The sequence below is a fragment of the Chromobacterium phragmitis genome (assembly GCF_003325475.1).
Lineage (GTDB): Bacteria > Pseudomonadota > Gammaproteobacteria > Burkholderiales > Chromobacteriaceae > Chromobacterium > Chromobacterium phragmitis.
In genome coordinates, this window is the sequence record NZ_CP029495.1 from 1,066,811 (window position 1) to 1,088,460 (window position 21,650).

Genomic DNA, 21,650 nt, shown 5'->3' on the forward strand with positions numbered 1-21,650 from the left:
GTTGTTTCACAACGAGGGGGGAGAATTAGAATGGATGTCTTCACGGCACTGGCCAGCAGTCTGGCCCTGATGCTCGTCTATTACACCTTGCGCCAGTTCTGGCGTCGCCTGCGTTACACCAAACCCATCCAGCGCGGCATTGATCCCGTAGGGGAGGCGGAAGTCTTTCTCGCCTACGGCCGCACCCGCGAAGCCGTCAGGGTGCTGAAGGATTCGCTGAAGGATGATCCCGACAATCTGCACGCCAAGGTCGCTCTGCTCCGCGCTTACTCCAGCGCGGGCGACAGCAAGGCCTACGTGTCGCTGGCCCGCGACGTGCACCCTCAGGTGCAGGGACAGGCCGTCTGGCACACGATACGCGAAAACGGTCGCGAACTGGCGCCGCAGGAGCCCCTGTTCGCCAAACCCTGAACCTTGCCTGCGAATGAAACAAGGCCGCCGAAAGGCGGCCTTGTCTTGTCTTCGCTCCCGCGCGAAACTCAGTCCGCCTGAGGCTCGCTGAATTGCAGGCTGTGCAGGCGGGCATACATGCCCCCCATGGCCAGCAGTTCATCGTGCCGGCCTTGCTCCACCAACCGGCCCTGATGCATCACCACGATACGGCTGGCGTTCTCGATGGTGGATAGCCGGTGCGCGATCACGATGGTGGTGCGGTTCTTCATCAGGTTCTCCAGCGCCGCCTGCACCAATCGCTCTGACTGGGTATCCAGCGCCGATGTCGCCTCGTCCAAGATCAGCAAGGGGGCATTCTTCAACAATGCCCGCGCGATGGCCAAGCGCTGGCGCTGGCCGCCGGACAGCCGAGTGCCGTTTTCGCCGATGACCGTCTCCAGGCCCTCTGGCAGGGCCTCGATGAACTCCCAGGCATTCGCCGCCCGGGCCGCCTCGATGATCTCCTCTCGCGACGCGCTGCTCCGGCCATAGGCGATATTGGCTGCCACGGTATCGTTGAATAGTTCCACCTGCTGGCTTACCAGCGCGATGCCGTCCCTCAGCTGATGCAGCGGGATGTCAGTCAAGGACACGCCATCCAGCAGCAAACGGCCGACGGATGGCTCGTAAAAGCGCGGCACCAGGCTGGCCAGCGTGGTCTTGCCGCTGCCAGAGGACCCCACCAGCGCCACGGTCTCGCCGGGCTGGATCACCAGATCGATATCGGACAACGCCGGCGCGTCTACATTAGGGTAGGCGAAGCTGACGCCATCGAAGCTCAACTGCCCCTTGCTTGCCCCCAAATCGCGGACGCCATCGTCCGGTTCTCCCGGTTCGTCGATGAAGGCGAACACCGACTCCGCCGCGGCCAGCCCTCGCTGCATCGCCTGCGACACGCTGGAAATCCGCTTCACCGGCGCGAACAGGCCCAGCATCGCGGTCAGGAACACCATGAAATCGCCGGCTGTCAACGCGCCATGCTGAGCGCGCAGGCCGGCGAAATACAAGATGGCCGCCAGCGCGCAGGCGATCATCAACTGGGTCACGCCGGTATTGGCCGCGCTGGCCGCGCTCTGCTTGACCTGATTGCGCCGCACCGAAGCCGCGGTCTCGTCGAAGCGCGCCGTTTCCCGCTCTTGGCCGCCATACACCTTGATCGCCCGCTGGCACTGTATGCTTTCCGCCAGCACCTGGGTCATCTGGGCCATATGCTGCTGGTTCTGGCGCGCCAAGCCGCGCAGCCGCTTGCCGACCAATCGCATGCAGTAGGTGACGCCCGGCATCACCAAAAGGCAGATCAGCGTCAGTTGCCAGTCGGTGGTCAGCATCAGGCCCAACATGCCCAGCGCGGTCAGGCCATCCCTGACCGTGACGGTGATCACGTTGAAACCCGCCTCGGTCACTTGGTTCACGTCATTGGTGATGCGGGACATCAGCCGCCCGGATTGGTTTTCGTCGTAATAGCGCGCCGGCAAACGCACCAGCTTGGCGAACATCTGCTGCCGCAACCGCTGCACCAGCTGCCCGGTCAGCCAACTGGCGGTGTATTCATTGATGAAGCCGGCCACGCCGCGGATCAGGTAAATGCCGATGATGGCCAAGGGCACCCACAGGATCACCTGCGGATCCTTGTTGACGAAGCCTCCGTCTATCAGCGGCTTGAGCAGCTTGGCGACCGCGGGCTCGGTCAGCGCCGCCACCGACATCGAAAGAATGGACAGCAACAGCACCTTCCAATAGCCCAGCAGATAACCCAGCAAACGCCGGTAAATGGCCCAGCTATCCTTGAAACCGCTCTTCGTCATGCGCCTCCTTGTGGCGGCACTTCCGCCAACCCCGATATGCTGTTAATTCATATTCCGTCGCGGAGCGGAAATCCGCGGCGATCGCAACTGCCTATGGCCCAATCACATCAAGCCGATGATGGACGGACGCCCTCCGCAGCGACAACGTATCAACGCCACCGCCTTCCGCCAACAAACCGGCTGCGCTCATGGGCCAGGCCTCCATCGAGTACCTCGGCAGCATCCCTGAAGACCGCCGTCGCCTCATGCCTGGCCAGGAGAGCGAGTTCAGCTTCTGTCGCCCTCTTCCCGACGACGGCTCATCTCCGCCAACAACGCTGCGCTGGTGAACAGGAAGATATGCAGCATATGGTCGCGAAACACGCTCTCCAGCATCATCCGCCCCAGGAAGCCGCAAGTGATCAACATCAGTACCAGACCAAGCACATCGCGTCTTTGCTTGAACCCCTGAAAGCCAATAAAGATCAGACTGCCGCAAAAAGCGACCCACAGCAGAATGCCAGCGACGCCCAAGCCCAGGCCCAAATCGATGAAGCCGCTATGGCTATGGCCAACCTGATTCGGGCGCCCGGTCTCTGCCAACGCCAAACGGAAGGCATCCCGGCTATAACCGTAGCCGGCGGGCTTCGCAGCGATCAGATCCAAACCGCTGTGTATCCAAGCCACCCGCTCATAGGCAGAGGCATCCACCATGACGCCTGGGCTGATCATGGGGTAGGGCTCCATGCGCAACCATGCCTTGGTAGCCGAATAGTCCCATCCAGCCTGCGCTGAGGCCATGAACAGCGCATTGCGCTCGTCCTTCTTCACCGCATAAGCCGCCATGCCGCCAACGCCTATCACAACCACAGCGAATAACGCCACAGCCTTGCGCCAGCCAAACTCGATCCCTTCGAATACCATGTAGACGAACAACATCGACAACATCAGGTAAACCATCCCGATCATGCCGTTGCGTGCGCCCGCGCACAGGCTGACGAACAGGATCAAGACGGCTGCCGCCAACAAAAACCAACGTGGCAGGCGGCTGATGCGTTGCCGATGGCCAAAACACAAGATGGCCACAATGAACGCCAGCACGAAGTTCATGAAGAATGTGAACTCGAGCTTGGTCGCCGTGGTAAAGGCTTTCATGTATGGCCAATAACCGGTGCTGCAATAGGTATAAAGCCCGTACGAGAACTCTGTGGCAGCGATCAGCACCCCCGCTACGATGGTCAAATCGAGTATCGATCCCATCCTGGGGCGACGGAACAATACCAGGCCGACACCGAACCACAAACCGCCGATCAGCAACTGGCTATACACCTCTCCCAATGACTCCTCCCGCCACAACGACAGCGACAAGCTATGCGCCACGGCGAAAGCCAGCAGCGCCGACAACAGCGACACCGGAACTATCCGCTCTTTAAACACTGCCTTGCACGCGGGCCACTGCAGCCACTGCGAACCAGCCATCAGCAACAATATCGCCAGGATGACATAGCGCAGCGCGATCGTATGCGACACATTCGCCAATGACAGAAAAACCACGAACAACAGCGACAACACGCCCGCTGCAAACGGCTCTTGCTTAAGACCCCACATTCAACAGACCTTCCAGATGCTTGATAACCTCGGCAGCCGCTACCGCCGCCATGCATTGCGGCAAACGGCAACGTCCCTCTTCGGAGCCCGCCTGCCTGAAACAGCGCAGCGCCCAATCGACTTCCCTATAATGCACGCTGCGTTGGTTGCGGCACGGAAACAGGCTGGGCCCGACTCCGACACAGACATGCTCCGCAAAAAATCGGCTGCCGCCGAACAGCATTTCGCTGCCCGGACCGAACAACATGATCAATGGACAGCCCGCCACCTTGGCCAGGTGCGCGATGCCGGTATCGGGGCAGACGCAGGCGCTGGCGCCGGCCAGCGCCGCGCGCAACTGGACCAGGGACAGGGAGCCGGCGAAGACCCTATCGCCCGGCTGCGGCGCCAGTTCGTCGATCAAACGCTGCTCGCCTGGGCCGCAAGACCAGACCACCGTCGCCCCCAGGCTACGCGCTTGCCGCGCCACCTGCCGCCATGAGTCGGCCGGCCAGAACCGCGTGGCCGAGCTGGCTCCGACATGCAGCACCACATAACGCGCAGGCAGCGTCGGCAGCGACGCCTCCCCCAGCGGCCAGTCCGTGAGGCGGAACGGCCTGGGCTCGGGACCGTCGACCAGCCTGCCCGCCGTATCGGTCCAGGCTTCCGGCTGATCGGCATACGGCACCGCCTCGTCCACCAGCCAGTTCTTGTAGCGCGGCGTCTCTCCGGCGAAACCGACGATCCAGCGCGCCCCCATCGCCCTCGCCAGAAAGCTCAGCCGGTTTTCGCCCATCAGGTAGGCGATGTCGAACCGCCGCTCGGCGAACAAGCGGCGTATGGAAGCGAAATCGCGCGGATGCCAGGGCAAGGGCCGGATACCGTATGGGCGGCTTTCATACAGCTCGGCCTGGCCCGGCGGGCAGGCCAGCGCGATATCGGCATTCGGAAATCGCTGGCGAGCCTTGGCCAGCAGGCTGGTCGCCATCAGCGCGTCGCCCAGCAAGAACTGGTGCAGGATCAGCACCCGCTCCACCGCTTCCGGCTTTGGTTTGCGCCGCAGCCATTGCCATGGCAGCCGGCACAGCAACGCGGCGAAAATCAGTAAGCGGCCGGGAAAACGTCCAGGCCTCATTTCACACTCTCCATCCTTCTCGCCGCCGCTCAGCGGCGGCCTTCCCGTTCCGACAGCAGACGCCGATACAAGGCCAGCATCTGCGCAACCATACTCTCTTCGCTCAGGGCTTCCACCCGCGCGCGCGCGCGGTCGCCCATTTCGCTCCAGCGCCCCCGAGACGCCAGCCAGGAAGCGACATTGCGCTGCCAATGGCCGGCGTCCAGCGCAGGCGCCACCCAGCCGGTTTCCCCTTCTTCCAGCAGTTCGGCGCCACCGCAGCGCGCGCTGGTCAACACCGGCAGCCCGCACGCCATCGCCTCCGCCACTACCGAGCCGAAAGGCTCGTACAGGGTAGGCAGAATGAATCCGTCGGCCATGCCGTAAAATCCGCGCACATCGCGCTGCGGCCCGACGAAGCGGACACGTCCGCCTATGCCCAGCGTCTCGGCCAGCCGACGATAACGCGCCAGCTTCTTGTCGCCTCCCACCACCACGAGCCGCACGGAGGGATGCGCTGCTATCGCATTCAGCGCCTGCGCGACGCCTTTGCGCTCGAAACCTGAGCCCACGTAGACCAGCACCGGCGCATCCTGTTCGATGCCATATCGCTCGCGCAGTTCTGCGCGTGTTCGCCGCGCCTCCCGCGGATGGAAAAACGCGCTGTCCACGCCGTTGTAGATCACTTCGCAGCGCGCGGCCGGCACGCCGAAACGACGCGTCACGTCATTGCGCACCAGCTCTGAATTGCAAATCACCGCCCGCAGCGATGGGTGCAGGAACATCGCCCGCTCGGTGCGCAGCATGTAGTGGTGGTAGGGATTGCAAAACGTCGCCAGCCGCGCCAGCCAGGTCTTCCCTTCCAGCCGGGCCTCCAGCCAGGCCGCATGCACGCCGTCTCCCGCGCGGAAAATGTCGCAGCCGGGAATGCGTTCGTGCGACTGGACCAGATCGGCCCCCGCCTCGCGCCAGGCGCGCCGCGCCGCGCGGGCGAATCCCCAGTCGCGCCAGACGCTGCCCAGATAGAACGGCTTGACCCGCGCGGCCTCGATGCCGTCCACCGCCTCCCAATTACGGGTGATCAGCAGCGGACGCAGACCGCCGCCGCCGCGCAACTGACGCAAGATGGCGCTGACGATGCGCTCGGCGCCGCCGGCTGGATTGTACTTCTGCCGGACGATGGCCAGGCGTTTCATTATGTTTCCTTTTGCAACGCGTCCACCGCCGCCAGCACCCGCGCCACCGGAATGCGCTGCAGGCACTCGCTCTGCCAGCCGCCGCCGCAGCCGGCATTGCCGCATGGGCGACAGGGCATCGGTTCGGTCACGACGCGGTGCAGCACCTGCCACGGCCCCCATTCGATGTCGCCGGACGGGCCGAACAGCGCCACGCAAGGCGTCTTCATCGCCGAGGCGATATGCATGGGCACCGAATCCACGCCGATATACAGACTAGCCTGATCGATGGCGGCCGCCAGCTCCTTCAGGCTGAGCAGCCCGGCCAAGCTGGCTACCGGCCTCGCCAAGCGGCTCTCGATGTCGGCCACCATCGCCAGTTCCTCCCGGCTGGGCGCCGCGGACAAGACCACCGTCTCCCCGCGCGCCGTCAAGGCGTCGATCAGGGCGGCCATCCTGTCCGCCGGCCAGCTCTTGAACGACCAGCGCGAAGTCGGATGCACCAGGATGTAGCGCCCCGCCTCCAGCCCTCGCTCGGCAAGCTTGGCGCGCAGCGTCTCCTCGGCATTGGCGCCCGGCACCAGCGTCAGCTCCCGCTGCGCCTCGGCCGGGTAAACGCCGATTCGGCGCAAGGCGTCCAGATGGATTTCTATGGTGTGGCGGCGGTTGCCCGGCACCTGCAGATAGCGACGGCTGAAGCTTTTCTTGAAGAAGCGGCCATACGGACCGTGCGGCCCCACCGACCAGCGCGGCTTGAGCAGCCTGACCAGCCAGGCGCCGCGATTATGCTCGGTCAACGTGACCACCAGGTCGTAACCGCGCGCCTTCAGGCGGGATAACAGTCCCCACTCCGCGCGCAGTTGCCCCAGCGGCCCCAACTTTTTCCAGCCGCGGTCTATCGTATGCAGCTGGCTGATGGCGGGATGCAGGCTCAGCATCTCGCGGGTATCGTGGTAGACCAGCGCGTCGATTTCCACATGCGGCGCAGCGGCCCTCAGCGCGGAAAACACCGGCGAGGCCAGCAACACGTCGCCATGATGGCGCAGCTTGATCACCAGCGCGCGGCGGACTTGGGATAAATCGACAGGATCGTTCAGCATGGATTGAAAAAGCCGGGCTAGTCACCCGGCTCTGCATTCAGCAGTTGTAACAAATCGGCTATTTTATCAGGGTCTTCCGATCTGAGCATGCGCGCCGCGATCGGCGCGATTTCGTCCAGATGGCTGGTCAGCACCCGCTGCTTGACCGACAGCAGATTGGCCGGATGCATCGAGAACTTGCGCAGCCCCATGCCCAGCAGCAGCCGGGTCAGCCTGGCGTCTCCGGCCATTTCGCCGCACACCGACACCGGCAGATTGGCCTTGATGCCGGTCTTGATGGTATGCAGGATCAGCTTCAGCACAGCCGGGTGGATAGGATCGTACAAATGGCTGACGGTGTCGTCGTTGCGGTCTATCGCCAGCGTGTACTGGATCAGGTCGTTGGTGCCGATGGACAGAAAATCCACGTGCTTGGCCAGGCTGCCGGCCACCAGCGCCGCCGACGGGATTTCTATCATCGCGCCGACTTCCACGTCGTCGGCGTAGCCTATGCCCTCGTCGCGCAGCTCTTCCTTGGCGTACTCGAACTGGGCGATCGCCTGCCTCAATTCCGGCAGCGAGTTCAGCATCGGGAACAGCACCCGTATCCGGCCATGCACCGAGGCGCGCAGCAGCGCCCTCAGCTGGGCGCGGAACATCAAGGGCTCGGCCAGGCACAGCCGGATGCCGGTCAAGCCCAGCGCCGGGTTCTCCGCCTGGCAATGGTTCAGCCACTTCGGACTCTTGTCCGCGCCCAGGTCCATGGTGCGGATGGTGACCGGCATCCCCTTCATCGCGGTCGCCACATGGCGGTAGGCTTCGAATTGCTCATCCTCGGTGGGCAGCGTGTCGCGCCCCAGAAACAGGAATTCGCTGCGGAACAGACCAATGCCCACCACGCCGGACTCGCGCACCTCCTCCACATCCTGCGGCCGCTCGATATTGGCCAACAGCTCGATCACGGAGCCGTCGCGGGTGACGGCGTTGGACTTGCGGATGGACGATAGCTTGCGCCGCGCGCCGCGCCAGGCGCGCAGGCGGCGGCGATACTCGGCCAACACCAGCGCGTCCGGATTGATGATCACCACGCCCTGCTCGCCATCGATGACGATCATCTCGTCCTGGCGGATCAGCTCGCGCGCGTGGTGCAGCGCGATCACCGACGGCAGGTCCAGGCTGCGGCCCAGGATGGCGGTATGCGAAGTGGCGCCGCCGACATCGGTGATGAAGGCGGCGAAGTTGGAATCCTTGAAATAGACCATGTCCGCCGGCGACAGGTCGTGCGCGATCAGGATATGGTCCTCGACCAGATCCTCCGGCGCCGGCAGTTGCGGCGCGTCGCCGTCCAGATTGTTGAAGATGCGCTCGATCACCTGCAGCACGTCGTTCTTGCGCTCGCGCAGATAATCCTCTTCGATGGCGTCGAACTGTTCGACCAGGTGGTCGCACTGCAGCTTCAGCGCCCATTCGGCGTTGCAATGCTGCTTTTCGATGATTTCGCGCGGTTCGCGCGAGATGGTGACGTCGCCCAGCAGCATGATGTGCAGCGACAGAAAGGCGCCCAGCTCGGCCGGCGCGTTCTCCGGGATGCTGCCCCACAGCATTTCCAGTTCCTTGCGCGTGGCTTTCACCGCTTCGTCGAAGCGCGTCTTTTCCGCCGGGACGTCGTCGTCGTCCAGCAGATAGTGCGCAACATCGTCCATGCTGCGCGAAATCAGGTGGGCCCGGCCGATGGCGATGCCGCCGCCGATGGCCACCCCATGCAGGATGATGCTCATTGCCCCCTCCCGGGCAGGCCGGTTTTATTATGCTGTGCCTGCCATTGTCTCCACCCGGAGGCGCCGCTCCGCCCACGCTTTCCGCTGATGCGGCCAGTGGTCTGCGCGTTACGGTCGACAGCCCCAAGCGGGCTCCCTGAAAGCCGGAGGAAACCGGCCTCCCGTCCCGTTACGTCTTACTCCGCCTCGTCGAAGCGGTTGTTGATCAGCGCGGTCAGCGCCTCCAGCGCCTGCTGTTCATCCTCGCCGCTGATCTCCAGCTCCACCTTGGCGCCCTTGGCCGCCGCCAGCATCATCACGCCCATGATGCTCTTGCCGTTGACCCGGCGGTTGTTGCGGGAGATGAAAATATCGCTCTTGTAGCGGCTGGCCAGTTGGGTGAACTTGCTCGACGCGCGCGCGTGCAGCCCCAGCTTGTTGATGATTTCGACTTCAGATCGCAGCATTACCTTCCCCCGGGATTATATAAAGCACACCTTCCAGCCCGCCGGTGATCGCCTTGCTGACGACGATTTCGAGCGGCTGGCTGCTGTAGCACAGCGCGCGCACCAGCATGGGCAGACTGGCGCCGGCCACCGCCTCGACGCGGCCCGGCCGGATCAGCCGGCTGGCGATGTTCGATGGCGTGCCGCCGTACATGTCGGTCAGCACCACCACGCCCTCGCCCTGCTCCAGCTTGTCCACCAGTCCCTGCGCTTCGGCCAGCTTGCGCTCCGGGTCTTCGGTCTTGTCCACCGCCATCACAGCCAGATTGTCCGGCTCTCGGCCCAGGATGTGCTTGGCGCAATCAGCCAGGCTGCGTCCCAGGTCCCCATGTGCAATTATCAGAACACCTACCATGCCCGAGTCTTCGAATTGGTGGGCCGGACGAATCCAGCCGCTTGATTTGAACCGCGCGGCGACGCCGAACCAACCGGCGCGCCGCGCATCCGCGAAATCAATCTTCCTGAATTGTAACAGCTGAATTCTCGCTGCGGCGGTACCAGGCCAGCTTGTCCGCCAATTCCACCACTTCTCCGACGATGATCAGCGCCGGCGACGCGATGCCGTGCGAAGCCATCAGACCGGGCAGCGTGGCCAAAGTGCCGCACACCGTGCGCTGCCTGTCGGTGGTGGCCCACTCCACCGCCGCCGCCGGCGTGGCCGCGGCGCGGCCGTTGTCGACGAAGGCCTGGCACAGCTCGGCTGCGGTGGATACCCCCATGTACACCACCACGGTCTGCTGCGGCCGGGTCAACGCCTGCCAGTCCAGATCCATGCTGCCGTCCTGCTTGTGGCCGGTGACGAAAGTCACCGACTGCGCGTAATCGCGATGAGTCAGCGGAATGCCGGCATAGGCCGCCGCGCCGCTGGCCGAGGTGATGCCGGGCACCACCTCGAAGGCGATGCCCTGCTCCGCCAGGGTGGCGATCTCCTCGCCGCCGCGGCCGAAGGTGAACGGATCGCCGCCCTTGAGCCTGAGCACCCGTTTGCCCTGGCGGGCCAGATCCACCAGCAACTGGTTGATGTCGTCCTGCGGCAACGCATGGTTGGCGCGCGCCTTGCCCACGTAAATCCGCTCCGCGTCGCGCCGCACCAGCTGCAGCAGCTCCGGTGCCACCAGTTTGTCGTACAACACCACGTCGGCCTGCTGCATCAGCCGCAGCGCGCGGAAGGTCAGCAGATCGGGATTGCCGGGGCCGGCGCCCACCAGATAGACCGCGCCGGCGCGGTCGGGGGCGTCCGTCGCGATGCGGCGCGCCATCTCGGCTCGCGCCGCCTCTTCGTCTCCGTTCATCACCATGTCGGCCAGCGGGCCTTCCAGCGCCGTCTCCCAGAAGCGGCGACGAGCGTCGACGTCGGGAAAACGCGCCTTGACCGCGTCGCGGAACGAGGCGCCGAAGCGCGCCAGCCTGCCGTAGCCGGCCGGAATCAGGCTTTCCAGCCGCGCGCGGATCGAGCGCGCCAGCACCGGCACGCTGCCCCCGCTGGCCACCGCGACCATCAAGGGCGAGCGGTCGATGACCGCCGGACTGATGTAGCGCGAGGATTCGGCGTCGTCCACCACGTTCACCAGCACGCCGCGCGCCTCGGCATCGGCGGCCACCCGGCGGTTGGTGTCGGCGTCGTCGGTGGCGGCCACCGCCAACCGCAGCCCGTCCAGCATCGCCGGCTCGTAGCGCCGCGGCAGATGCTCCAGCTCGCCGGCGGCGGCCAGCTCGGCCAGCTCCGGCGCCAGCTCCGGCGCCGCCACCTTCAGCGCGGCGCCCGCCGCCAGCAGCAAGCGCGCCTTGCGCAGCGCCACTTCGCCGCCGCCCACCACCAGACAGGGCTGCTGCCGCAGCTTGAGAAATATCGGGAAGAATTCCATTGCACACTCCACGCCTGAGGCCTGTTGCCGGCCTGTCCGCGCATCGTGCGGCAGGCTTGTCGTTAGCACCCAAGCATACTGTATTTGTTGCGTAAATACGACGCCAAAGCGCGGCTTCGCGCCGCCGCCTGCGGCGCATCCGGCCGCAAGTGTCAAAATTCCCGTTTCGACTCACCTTCGTCGCCCTGGAGCGCTGTTTGATTCTCCGTCCCTTTGCCCGCCGGCCCGCCCTCGCCGCGCTGGTCTGCTTGCCCTTGCTGCTGTCCGTTCCCTTGTCGGCGATGGCGGCCGGCCGCCACGCGCAATGGCTGGGCCAGACAGGCTGGCTGCTGGCCATGGGCTGCGGCGCGTTATGGCTGTACGGCCGCGAGCAGCGGCGCAAGGCCCGCGCCACGCTGCAGGACGCTTGCCTGGGGTTGCTGGAGTTCGATCTGACCCAGCAATACGTTCGCGGCAGCGTCCACACCCTGCAGCGGCTGCTGGGCCTGCCCGCCCACACCCGCGGCATGAACTGCGCGCGTTGGCTGATGCTGCTGCACCCCGAAGACCGCCAACTGTTCTCCAATCTGCTGCTGCACCCGCCCGGCAACCCGGAAACCGGCTACGAGATGCGCATCCGCCACCACAGCGGCCATTGGGAATGGCTGGAAATGAACCTGCAGCCGGCTTGGCGCAACGGCAAGGTGCAGCGGCTCACCGCCATCTGCCGGGTGATCACCGCCCGCAAGCACGACGAGGCGGCGATGCTGCAGCGCGAGCAGCAATTCCGCACCCTGGTGGAAAACGCCGAAGACATCATCGCCCGCTACGATCTGGAGCTGCGCTGCCTGTTCATCAACCGCAGCGTCAGCCGCTTCTCCGAACTGCCTCTGGACGAGCACCTGGGCAAGACGCCGCGCCAGAAAGGCTGGTCGGACGATGCCAGCGACCGCTTCGAGCAGGAGTGCCAGCTGTTGATCAACAACTGGGAGGCGCGCCGCTTCGAACTGGAGCTGCAGCACCGCCAGCAACGCCATATTTTCGAGATCCGCCTGTTCCCGGAGTTCGACAGCGCCGGCATGCTCAAGTCCATCCTGTCGGTGGACCGCGACGTCACCGCCACCCGCCAGGGAGAACGGCTGCTGGCCGAGGAAAACGAGGTGCTGGAAATGATAGCCGGCAACCATCCGCTGCCGCAGACGCTGGAGCAGATCTGCCAGATGATGGAGTCGCAGCAGCCCGGCGGCATGTGCAGCGTGCTGCTGCTGGAAGAGAATGGGCAAGCGCTGCGCTTCGCCGCCGGCATGAGCCTGCCGCCGGCCTACCGCAAGCTGTCCGAGCGCGTGGCGGTCGGCCCCAGCGTCGGCTCCTGCGGCAGCGCCGCCCACTGGAAGCGCGCCATCGTCGTCGACGACATCCTGAACAGCCCCTTGTGGGCCCACGCGCTGGACCGGGTGCGCCCTTTCGGCCTGCGCGCCTGCTGGTCCATTCCCATTTTCTCCAGCGACAGCCAGCTGCTGGGCACGCTGGCCACCTATTACCGCGAGCCGCGGGGCCCCTTGCCGGAAGAGCTGGCGCTGGCGCTGCGCATCACCCGCATCATCGCCATCGCGCTGCAGCGCGACGGCCACGAAAGGCAGCTGTACCGGCTGGCCACCCAGGACGGGCTGACTGAGCTGAACAACCGCCGCCAATTCATCGAGCTGGCCGACCGCGAGATCGAGCGCAGCCGCCGCCACGGCGGGGCGGTGACGGTGCTGATGATGGATCTGGACCGCTTCAAGGACATCAACGATCAATACGGCCACGCCGTCGGCGACGAAGTGATACGCCACTTCTCCCAGGTATGCCGCGAGGTGCTGCGCGCCAGCGACCTGTGCGGCCGGCTGGGCGGAGAAGAGTTCGCCGCGGTGCTGCCGGAAACCGGTATGGACGCCGCGCTGCTGGTGGCGGAACGGCTGCGCGGCCTGGCCGGAGCCGCCCGGCTGGACACTGCTGGCGGCCTGCTGGGTTACACCGTCAGCATCGGCATCGCCGAGCGCCAGCCGGAAGAGTCCGGCATCGACGAGGTGCTGGGCCGCGCCGACCGCCAGCTGTACCGCGCCAAACGCGGCGGCCGCAACCGCGTTTGCGGCGCGGCGCTCGCCCTTTCCAGCTAGAATGCCGGTTTCCAACGCATCCGCCCTCCTTGTGAACCGCTGGCATACCGACTACCTGACGCACCCGCTGTACCGCCCCGTTCGAAGCGTCGTCCCCGTCCTCGCAGACTGGCCGGACCAGGCTGGCTACGACGCGCTGCTGGCGGCGGCGCGCGCCCGGCGCGCGCCGTTGCCGCTCGGACTGCGCTTCGTCCTGGGACTGGAGCCGGACGCCTACTATGAGACCCATATCGGCGATACCGGCGAGGTGCCCACCCGCGCCGGCAACTGGCACGACTGGTTCAACGCGCTGGCCTGGCTGGCCTGGCCGCAGGCCAAGGCGGCGCTGAACCGCCGCCACATCCGGGCCATCGCCCGCGGCGAGGCCAAACGCGGTCCGCTGCGCGACGCCGCCACCTTGTTCGACGAATGCGGCGTCATCGTCGCCGTCTCCGACTCCTTGCTGGGCCGGACGCTGGACGATATGCGCTGGCATGAGCTGTTTCTTGCGCGCCGGCGGGACTGGGGCCGGCGCATCGCCGCGTTCACGCTGGGCCATGCGCTGATGGAAACCGGGCTGGCGCCGCATATAGGCTGGTGCGGCAAGGCGCTGATCGTGGACGTGGAGGAGGATTTCTTCGGACGCGACGAGGACGAGCAGACCGCCAGGCTGGACGCGGAGCTGGCCGCGCGGCTGGATGACGACGCCTTTCTCGCCAGCCCACGCGCGCTGTGCCCGCTGCCGCTGTTGGGCATTCCGGGCTGGTGGCCGGACAACGAGAGCCCGGCCTTCTACGACAATGCCGATTACTTCCGGCCGACGCGCCGCGCCAAATCCGCCACCGTCACCGCCTGCAGCTGATCGGTCAGCGGCCCCAGCAGCTCGGCCAGCGTCGCGTCCAGCGCGTCGCCGCAGCCGGGATCGCGCCGATAGACGAAAATCTGGAACAAATCGGACAGGTTGATCGCCGATGCCCGGCGCATCAGCACCCAGGCGTCGCCGCCGCCCTTCTGCACATAGCCGCGCTGCGCCAGCCGGTCCAGCACCAGGCCCAACTCGTCGTAGCCCACCTTCACCTGCTGCCGCAGCCGGCGCGGCGTCATCGCCTCGCCGCGCTCCTGAGCCGCGTCCAGCAGCAACAGCACCTCCAGCGCGTCCTGAAAGCGGCGGTGCGGCTCGTTGCGGCGGCGCCAGGCGTCGCCTTCCCAATAAGACAGCGCCGACGTGAACACCGCGCCGCCCAGCACCACCAGCCACAGGCAATACACCCACAGCAGGAAGATGGGAATGCTGGCGAAAGCCCCGTACACCAGCTGGTAGCTCGCCACCTGGCCGATGTAGAAGCCGAAGCCGGCCTTGGTGAGCTCCAACAGCACCGCAGTCGCCAGCGCGCCGACGATGGCGTGCTTGATCGGCACGAAGCGGTTGGGCACGATGCGGTACAGCAGCGACAGCACCAGCGCGGTCAGCACGATGGTGCCGCCGGTCTCCACCAGCCCCGCCAGCAGCGGCAGGTTCTTCTCGAAGCGGGTGACGCGGAACAGCCAGCGCCAGGACAGCAGGCTGCCGCCCAGCACCAGCGGACCCAGCGTCAGCACCGTCCAGTACACCATGCTCTGCTGCAGCCACGGCCGGCCGCGGCGCACGCCCCAGATCGCGTTGAAAGTGCGCTCGATGGTGGACATCAGCATCAGCGCGGTGACGCCCAGCATCACGATGCCGGCGGCGGTGAGCTTTTCCGCGTTGTCCGCGAACTGGCGCATGTAGACGGTGATCACCTTGCCGGCGAACTCCGGCACCAGCGTGGACAACAGCATGATCTTGAAGCGGGTGCTGTAGTCGGAAAACACCGGAAACGCCGAAATCACCGACAGCGCGATGGTGAACAGCGGCACCAGCGCCAGCAGCGTGGTGAAGGTCAGGCTGCCCGAAATCTGCAGCACGCGCAGGCAGCTCATGCGGCGCGCGATGAAACGGGCGAAGCCGAAATAGGGTTCTAGGCGTTGGACTTGCATGGCGGCAAAGGTAAAGCCAAAGCCGCCGCGAAGCAAGGGAGGCAAGAGGCGTCGCTTTGCCCTATCATGCGGCGATCGAATCCCGAATAGAGGTCAACATGCTAGACATCCTGGTGCTGTATTACAGCCAGCACGGCGCCACCCGCGAACTGGCCCGGCTGATCGCCCGCGGCGTGGACAGCGTGCCCGGCTGCCAGGCGCGGCTGCGCACCGTGCCCAAAATTTCCGCCGTCAGCGAGGCGGTGGAGCCGGCCATCCCCGACAGCGGCGCGCCCTATGTCGAGCGGCAGGACCTGGTGGATTGCGCCGGCCTGGCGCTGGGCAGCCCCACCCGCTTCGGCAATATGGCCTCGGCGATGAAGTATTTCATCGACGGCACCGGTGGCGAATGGATGCAGGGCACGCTGGCCGGCAAGCCCGCCTGCGTGTTCACCAGCACCTCGTCGCTGCACGGCGGCCAGGAGGCCACGCTGCTGACGATGATGATTCCGCTGCTGCACCACGGCATGGTCATCGCCGGCCTGCCCTATTCCGAAGCCGCGCTGCTCGCCACCCAGACCGGCGGCACGCCGTACGGCGTCAGCCACCTGGCCGGGCCGCAAAGCGACCGGCCGATCAGCGAGCATGAGAAGGCGCTGGCATTGGCGCAGGGGAAGCGGTTGGGGGAGTTGGCGGTGAGGTTGGCGGGAAGATGATGTAGGTGGTCCCCATTAACTGCGGCCCAGTTGAGCGGATCCGCTTGATTTAAATTGAAGTGACGGCGCTTTGTATCTATGGCATCCGCTCCGCGGACACAAGATATGGCGCGCCTCCTCGCCAGGGTGACGCCCCCCAAAGCCTTCAGACCTTGCCCGCGCGCCGCATCCGAAATGGACTGCCATATCGCAGGGAACCTCTGCTCCCGGGCCGCCCTCGAAACACACTCATCCAACATTTCGACGCGAGGCCGCCGGAGGGCGCGGCGCGCCGTCCCCAGCCTGCCTCCCCATCTCGCCGACAAACCGCGGCAGAACGGCGCGCGGCCCAAAAAGGAGACCCAATGCTCAGCACCGAAAACAAATACTTATTGGCGAAAGACGAGCATGGAAATCTGTCCGAGTGGAAAAAGATAGCCTTCCTGAAGCACTTCATCACCAAAGACTTCATCGAAATCGGCGATTACACCTATTACGACGCCAGTTTCACCGACGAAAATCCGGAAGATTTCGAAAACACCAACGTCTTGTACTTCCCGACCAACGGCACCAGATTGCGGATCGGCAAGTTCTGCTGCCTAGCCAACAAATGCAAATTCGCAATGTCCGGTTCGGTGCATCCGATCAACTCCTTCACCGCCTATCCCTTGTTCTGGAATCACTTGTACAACCCGGAGGTCAAAAGTTTCGCCGATATCGACCCCGGCCCGGAGCATTACCACAAGACTTACGGAGATACCGAAATCGGCAACGATGTTTGGGTCGGCTACGATGCGCTGGTTCTGCCTGGCGTGAAGATAGGAGATGGCGCCATCGTCGGCGCGCGCTCGGTGGTGACCAAAGACGTGCCGCCGTATGCGATCGTCGCGGGCAATCCAGCCAAAATCATAAGAAAAAGATTCGACGATCCAACCATACAAAGACTTCTGGAACTCCAGTGGTGGGATTGGCGGATGGACGACATCATGGCGGCCTACGACGCGATCATGCATTGCCGGCTGGACGAGCTCGGGCGCTTCGCCAAACAGCAACGATAAACCCCGAGAATCGAGTTCCCATCCCGCAAAGAAACGCGCGCGGGGCTCTCTCCGCCCCGCAAGCCCGCCTATTCCCCGCCCACAGCATCGACCACCATCCTGCGCCACGCCTGGCCCCGCGACTTTCCAGCATGGCCAAACGCTCCGCGGAGCACTTCGGCGCTTCTCCCGCCTCTCCTCTGCATAAAGCTGCATCAACATATCCTTCCCGCCTTGCCCTCACAGCCAGACCGAAACATGACGGATACGGAGAGGTTCGCGGAGCGGGCGCAAAACCGGCACAGGCGCGGACTGGCTCAACCTTGAGCGTGCCTCAATCACGCGGCGAAGAAACTGCTCGGCGGCGCGCCCAACTCGCGCTTGAACATGGTGGCGAAGGCGCTGGGACTGGCGTAGCCCAAATCCAGCGCCACCTTCAGCACGCTGTCGCCGCAAGCCAGCCGCTGCAGCGCCAGCATCAGCCGCGCCTGCCGCCGCCACTGGCCGAAGCTGAGGCCGGTTTCGCGGCGGAAGCGGCGCTGCAGCGTGCGCGGGTCCAGCGCCAGCTCGCGCGCCCATTCGGCCGCGCCGCGCGCGTCGTCCGGGTGTGCCAGCCAGACATCGCACAGCTGGCGCAGCGCGGCGGACGACGGTTGCGGCAGCGACAGCGGCAGCACCGGCGCGCGGCCGATTTCCTCCAGCAGCAAGCCCATCACCTTCTCGTCGCGCGAGCCCGGCGCGCAGGGGCGCTCCGCCGCCACCGCGGCGACGATCAGCTCGCGCAGCAGCGGCGACACCTCCAGCACGCAGCAGCCGGCAGGCAAGCCTTCCAGCCGGTCGCCGCGCACGTAGATGCTGCGCATCCGCACCGGGCTGACCATGCTCACCTGATGCCAGGTGCCGATCGGCAGCCAGATGGCGCGCGTCGGCGGCACCACCCACTGGCCGCGCTCGGTGCCGACCAGCATCAGCCCCTCCACCGCGTACAAGAGCTGGGCAGTGGGATGGCGATGGCGTTCGGTTTCCTTGCCGGCCGGGTAGTCGCGCGGCTTGCCCACTACCGGCTCCACGCCCAGGTCGAATTCGTCTTGCGGCTCCAGGCTGTCCACTCTGCCCCTTTCGATAAGATGATTGCCTCATTTTCGCAGGACTGGCGGAAATGTGCTTGCTAGCATGGTCCTACCACCCGAAATGAGTATCGCACGATGACCACGAGCAGTTCCTCACTCGCCGCCGCGCAGGACACGCGCTTCCGCGTGCTCGGCGCGATCAGTTTTTCCCACTTTCTCAACGACATGCTGCAGTCGCTGCTGGTGGCGCTGTATCCGCTGCTGAAGGGCAATTACCACCTCAGCTTCGCCGAAATCGGGCTGATGACCTTCACCTATCAGTGCACCGCCTCGCTGCTGCAGCCCTTGGTGGGCATTTATACCGACAAACGCCCCCAGCCCTATTCGCTGGTATTCGGCATGGGTTCGACGCTGATCGGCCTACTGTTGCTGTCCAGCGCCTCCAGTTTTCCCTTGCTGCTGCTGGCCGCCGCATTGGTGGGCACCGGCTCGTCCATCTTCCACCCGGAATCGTCCCGGGTGGCGCGGATGGCCTCGGGCGGCCGCCCCGGTCTCGCCCAATCCATCTTCCAAGTGGGTGGCAACGCCGGCAGCGCCACCGGCCCGCTGCTGGCGGCGCTGATCGTGATCCCGCTGGGCCAGCGCAGCGTAGCCTGGTTCGGCCTGGCCGCGCTGCTGGCGATGTACGTGCTGTTCCGCGTCGGCCAGTGGTACGCGCATCAGCAGCGCCAGGCGAAAAAGGCCGGCGCGGTCAGTCCGCCCGGCCTGTCTCCGACGCGGGTCAAGCTGACGCTGCTGCTGTTGCTGCTGCTGGTGTTTTCCAAGCACTTCTATCTGGCCAGCATCACCAGCTACTACACCTTCTACCTGATCCACCACTTTCAAGTGGGCGTGCAGTCGGCGCAACTTTACTTGTTCCTGTTTCTGTTCGCGGTGGCAGCCGGCACGGTGCTGGGCGGCCCGATCGGCGACGCCATCGGCCGCAAACGGGTGATAGGCTTCTCCATCCTGGGCGTGGCGCCGCTGGCGCTGGCGCTGCCGCACGCCGATCTGTTCTGGACCGCCGCGCTGTCGCTGCCCATCGGCTTCATCCTGGCTTCAGCCTTCCCGGCCATCCTGATCTACGCTCAGGAACTGCTGCCGGGCAAGGTGGGCATGGTATCCGGCATGTTCTTCGGCTTCGCTTTCGGCATCGGCGGCATCGGCGCCGCGGTGTTGGGCGAACTGGCCGACCTCAGGGGCATCGAGTTCGTCTACCAGCTGTGCGCCTTCCTTCCGCTCTTGGGCATCGTCTCGCTGGCGTTGCCGGACCTGCATCGTCAGGGCAGGGTTTGACACCGTCCGCCGCCGCGCCGGATACTGCGCGGCATCGAAAACCCGAACGAGGCGTCTCAGGACGCCTCGCCTATTTGGAAGCGCCGTCATCATGTGTGGAATCGCCGGCTTTTTCTCGCGCCTTCCCGTCAACCCCGCCGTCCCGCAAGCGATGCTGGACGAGTTGCATCGCCGCGGTCCGGACGACGCCAGCCGGTTGCTGCTGGACGGGGAACTGACCCCGGCGGCCGATGACGCCATCCACAACGCGATGCTGCATGCCCGCCTGGCCATCATCGACCCGCGCCCGGCCGCCAACCAGCCGATGGCCAGCGACGACGGCCAGGTCTGGATCTGCTACAACGGCGAAGTCTACGACTGGGAAGCCGGCAAGGCCGAACTAGAAGCCGGCGGCGCCGTCTTCCGCACCCATTCCGACACCGAATTCATCCTGCGCGGCTACCAGGCCTGGGGCATCGAGGGCCTGCTCGCGCGGCTGCGCGGCATGTTCGCCTTCGCCATCCTGGACAAGCGCGGCGGCAAGGTCCACCTGGCCCGCGACCGCATGGGCGAGAAGCCGCTGCTGTACTCGCTGCGGGATGGAAACTTCGCCTACGGCTCGCTAGTGCGCGCGGTGCTGCCCTTCCTGCCGGCCGAGCAGCGCGATTTCAACCCGGCGGCGATAGACGCCTACCTCGCCCACCGCTACATCCCCTCCCCCGCCACCGTATTCAGCCACATCCAGCGGCTGGAAAACGGCTACCGGCTGGAATTCGACCTGAACACCCGCCAGCTGGCCAAGCAGCGCTACTGGCAGCCGCAGGCGGAAGCCGGCGACTGGCTGCCCGAACTGGACCGCGCGGTGGCGATGCGCACCGTCGCCGACCGGCCGCTGGGCGTGCTGCTGTCCGGCGGCATCGACTCCACCGTGATCGCCAGCCGGCTGGCCACCCAACAACTGACCCAGTTCTCCAGCTTCACCGCCGCCTTCCCCGGCACCAGCCTGGACGAGTCCGCCGACGCCGCGGATTCTGCCCGGCGCATGGGCCTGCCCAACGTCAGGGTGGAGATGCCGGAAAATCTGGCGGCCGACTTCGAACGCATCGTCGCCGACCTGGACCAGCCCTTCGCCGATCCGTCCAGCTTCCCCACCTGGTATCTGGCGCGCGAGGTCACCCGGCACGTCAAGGTGGTGCTGGTGGGCGACGGCGGCGACGAGCTGCTGGCCGGCTACAAACGGATGGGCAAGCATCTGCGCACCCGCTGGCGGCAAAACATCCGCCTGCCGTTGCCGATCAAGCCGCAGCTGGACAGCAAGCGCGGCAAGCTGGCCACCGAACTGGCGATGGACTGGACAAGCGCCTATTCGCTGCGTTTCTCCGGCTTCACGCCGGGCCAGCGTCGCTTCCTGCAAGGCGGCCGCAAACTGGAAAAGTTGTGCCACTGGCGCGCGCCCGACGACATCGGACCGGCGCCCAAAGACGGCGCGCCCGGCCTGCACCAGTTGCTGGAGCTGGACTTCGCCAACTATCTGCCCGACTACATCCTGCAAAAGTCCGACCTGTGCACGATGGCCCACGGCCTCGAAGGCCGCGCGCCGCTGCTGGACCACGGCTTCTACCAACGCCTGCTGGCCGCCTCCGCCGCAGAACGCTATACCAAGCCGGCCAAGCAGATCCTCCGCCGCGCCATCCACCCGGCGCTGCCGGCCGACTTCTTCCAGCGCAAGAAGCGCGGCTTCAACCCGCCCTTGTCCGGCTGGCTGCGAACCAGCCTGGCGCCGCGCTTCGACGGACTGGGCGCGCGGCTGGCCGAATCCACCAACGGCCAGCTGGACGCGGCGGCGGTGGACGCCTTCGCCCAGTCCTATCGCGACGGCGCCGGCCACCTGGCCGAGCAGATGCTGCAGTTGCTGATCCTGGACGAAAGCCTGGCTCAACTGCGGCGGCTGTGCCGGACGCTGGGCTGATCATTGCCTTTTGGGCCCGGCATAGCCGGGCCCGCCGCGAACCGTGGGTCGCTTGAAGACAAACGAAACCACTTGCTGATCAATAATTGACAAAGTCATATAAATTCACGATTTTCCCAGTCATTTTCACCCATTTCCGGTTTGCAAACGATAA

General features: G+C 65.4%; 17 protein-coding genes and 1 pseudogene. 7 read left to right on the forward strand and 11 right to left on the reverse strand.

The genetic code is table 11. The features are described 5' to 3' along the window. Positions 1–30 precede the first annotated feature (30 nt). A complete protein-coding gene (locus tag DK842_RS05240; RefSeq protein ID WP_232538598.1) occupies positions 31–411 on the forward strand; it encodes a type IV pilus assembly protein FimV in 381 nt (126 codons plus the stop codon). A 68-nt stretch (positions 412–479) separates the two neighbouring features. Here the strand turns inward: DK842_RS05240 and msbA are convergent, their stop codons facing one another. From msbA to cysG, 9 genes are all read right to left on the reverse strand, one after another. Then, a complete protein-coding gene (msbA, locus tag DK842_RS05245; protein WP_114060408.1) occupies positions 480–2,237 on the reverse strand; it encodes a lipid A export permease/ATP-binding protein MsbA in 1,758 nt (585 codons plus the stop codon). Between the two features lie 267 nt (positions 2,238–2,504). Continuing rightward, positions 2,505–3,824, reverse strand: a complete 1,320-nt coding sequence (locus tag DK842_RS05250) for an O-antigen ligase family protein (protein WP_114060409.1) — start codon at positions 3,822–3,824, stop codon at positions 2,505–2,507. Beyond that, positions 3,811–4,938 carry a glycosyltransferase family 9 protein gene (locus tag DK842_RS05255; protein ID WP_114060411.1) on the reverse strand — a complete coding sequence of 376 codons (1,128 nt, stop codon included), beginning with the start codon at positions 4,936–4,938 and terminating at the stop codon, positions 3,811–3,813. The genes DK842_RS05250 and DK842_RS05255 overlap by 14 nt, the downstream gene beginning before the upstream one ends. 29 nt (positions 4,939–4,967) lie before the next feature. Further along, a complete protein-coding gene (locus DK842_RS05260; RefSeq protein WP_114060413.1) occupies positions 4,968–6,113 on the reverse strand; it encodes a glycosyltransferase family 4 protein in 1,146 nt (381 codons plus the stop codon). Continuing rightward, a complete protein-coding gene (gene rfaQ / locus DK842_RS05265; protein ID WP_114060414.1) occupies positions 6,113–7,192 on the reverse strand; it encodes a putative lipopolysaccharide heptosyltransferase III in 1,080 nt (359 codons plus the stop codon). Before rfaQ ends, DK842_RS05260 begins: the two co-directional genes overlap by 1 nt. A 17-nt stretch (positions 7,193–7,209) precedes the next feature. Further along, positions 7,210–8,949 (reverse strand): phosphoenolpyruvate--protein phosphotransferase, encoded by a 1,740-nt coding sequence (ptsP, locus tag DK842_RS05270; RefSeq protein WP_114060416.1) that lies wholly within the window; start codon positions 8,947–8,949, stop codon positions 7,210–7,212. A 176-nt stretch (positions 8,950–9,125) separates the two neighbouring features. After that, positions 9,126–9,395, reverse strand: a complete 270-nt coding sequence (locus DK842_RS05275; RefSeq protein WP_114060418.1) for an HPr family phosphocarrier protein — start codon at positions 9,393–9,395, stop codon at positions 9,126–9,128. Next, entirely contained in the window at positions 9,382–9,789 is a 408-nt protein-coding gene (locus DK842_RS05280; RefSeq protein WP_114060419.1) for a PTS sugar transporter subunit IIA, read from the reverse strand. The genes DK842_RS05275 and DK842_RS05280 overlap by 14 nt, the downstream gene beginning before the upstream one ends. Positions 9,790–9,886: 97 nt before the next feature. Next, a complete protein-coding gene (gene cysG / locus DK842_RS05285) occupies positions 9,887–11,299 on the reverse strand; it encodes a siroheme synthase CysG (RefSeq protein WP_114060421.1) in 1,413 nt (470 codons plus the stop codon). A 197-nt stretch (positions 11,300–11,496) separates the two neighbouring features. On the opposite strand from cysG, the gene DK842_RS05290 reads away from it, so the two are divergent. Further along, positions 11,497–13,437, forward strand: coding sequence for a sensor domain-containing diguanylate cyclase (locus DK842_RS05290; protein WP_114060422.1), 1,941 nt, complete (start codon positions 11,497–11,499; stop codon positions 13,435–13,437). Positions 13,438–13,468: 31 nt separating this feature from the next. Beyond that, positions 13,469–14,278 carry a DUF3025 domain-containing protein gene (locus DK842_RS05295; protein WP_114063626.1) on the forward strand — a complete coding sequence of 270 codons (810 nt, stop codon included), beginning with the start codon at positions 13,469–13,471 and terminating at the stop codon, positions 14,276–14,278. Here the strand turns inward: DK842_RS05295 and DK842_RS05300 are convergent. Beyond that, positions 14,224–15,432 (reverse strand): YihY family inner membrane protein, encoded by a 1,209-nt coding sequence (locus DK842_RS05300; protein WP_114063625.1) that lies wholly within the window; start codon positions 15,430–15,432, stop codon positions 14,224–14,226. The two genes, DK842_RS05295 and DK842_RS05300, sit on opposite strands and share 55 nt — an antisense overlap. Before the next feature lie 98 nt (positions 15,433–15,530). On the opposite strand from DK842_RS05300, the gene wrbA reads away from it, so the two are divergent. Together wrbA and DK842_RS24330 are read left to right on the forward strand one after the other, a co-directional pair. Then, a complete protein-coding gene (gene wrbA / locus DK842_RS05305) occupies positions 15,531–16,127 on the forward strand; it encodes an NAD(P)H:quinone oxidoreductase (RefSeq protein ID WP_114063627.1) in 597 nt (198 codons plus the stop codon). A 728-nt stretch (positions 16,128–16,855) separates the two neighbouring features. After that, positions 16,856–17,077 (forward strand): annotated as a pseudogene (locus tag DK842_RS24330) (CatB-related O-acetyltransferase); the annotation flags it as partial. Positions 17,078–17,481: 404 nt separating this feature from the next. Here DK842_RS24330 and DK842_RS05315 read toward each other — a convergent pair. After that, a complete protein-coding gene (locus DK842_RS05315) occupies positions 17,482–18,252 on the reverse strand; it encodes an AraC family transcriptional regulator (protein ID WP_114060425.1) in 771 nt (256 codons plus the stop codon). A 96-nt stretch (positions 18,253–18,348) separates the two neighbouring features. Here DK842_RS05315 and DK842_RS05320 point away from each other — a divergent pair, with 96 nt between their 5' ends. Both DK842_RS05320 and asnB read left to right on the forward strand, forming a co-directional pair. Further along, a complete protein-coding gene (locus DK842_RS05320) occupies positions 18,349–19,548 on the forward strand; it encodes an MFS transporter (RefSeq protein ID WP_114060426.1) in 1,200 nt (399 codons plus the stop codon). A 91-nt stretch (positions 19,549–19,639) separates the two neighbouring features. Next, on the forward strand, positions 19,640–21,496 hold the full coding sequence (gene asnB, locus DK842_RS05325; RefSeq protein ID WP_114060428.1) for an asparagine synthase (glutamine-hydrolyzing): 1,857 nt from the start codon (positions 19,640–19,642) through the stop codon (positions 21,494–21,496). Positions 21,497–21,650 lie beyond the last annotated feature (154 nt).

Bases quoted from the DNA above. Each gene is read 5' to 3' on its own strand.
- DK842_RS05320 (WP_114060426.1), top strand. From the start codon at position 18,349: ATGACCACGAGCAGTTCCTCACTCGCCGCCGCGCAGGACACGCGCTTC.
- rfaQ (WP_114060414.1), bottom strand. From the start codon at position 7,192: ATGCTGAACGATCCTGTCGATTTATCCCAAGTCCGCCGCGCGCTGGTG.
- DK842_RS05280 (WP_114060419.1), bottom strand. From the start codon at position 9,789: ATGGTAGGTGTTCTGATAATTGCACATGGGGACCTGGGACGCAGCCTG.
- cysG (WP_114060421.1), bottom strand. From the start codon at position 11,299: ATGGAATTCTTCCCGATATTTCTCAAGCTGCGGCAGCAGCCCTGTCTG.
- msbA (WP_114060408.1), bottom strand. From the start codon at position 2,237: ATGACGAAGAGCGGTTTCAAGGATAGCTGGGCCATTTACCGGCGTTTG.
- DK842_RS05275 (WP_114060418.1), bottom strand. From the start codon at position 9,395: ATGCTGCGATCTGAAGTCGAAATCATCAACAAGCTGGGGCTGCACGCG.
- ptsP (WP_114060416.1), bottom strand. From the start codon at position 8,949: ATGAGCATCATCCTGCATGGGGTGGCCATCGGCGGCGGCATCGCCATC.
- DK842_RS05255 (WP_114060411.1), bottom strand. From the start codon at position 4,938: ATGAGGCCTGGACGTTTTCCCGGCCGCTTACTGATTTTCGCCGCGTTG.
- DK842_RS05240 (WP_232538598.1), top strand. From the start codon at position 31: ATGGATGTCTTCACGGCACTGGCCAGCAGTCTGGCCCTGATGCTCGTC.
- DK842_RS05250 (WP_114060409.1), bottom strand. From the start codon at position 3,824: ATGTGGGGTCTTAAGCAAGAGCCGTTTGCAGCGGGCGTGTTGTCGCTG.
- DK842_RS05300 (WP_114063625.1), bottom strand. From the start codon at position 15,432: ATGCAAGTCCAACGCCTAGAACCCTATTTCGGCTTCGCCCGTTTCATC.
- wrbA (WP_114063627.1), top strand. From the start codon at position 15,531: ATGCTAGACATCCTGGTGCTGTATTACAGCCAGCACGGCGCCACCCGC.
- asnB (WP_114060428.1), top strand. From the start codon at position 19,640: ATGTGTGGAATCGCCGGCTTTTTCTCGCGCCTTCCCGTCAACCCCGCC.
- DK842_RS05260 (WP_114060413.1), bottom strand. From the start codon at position 6,113: ATGAAACGCCTGGCCATCGTCCGGCAGAAGTACAATCCAGCCGGCGGC.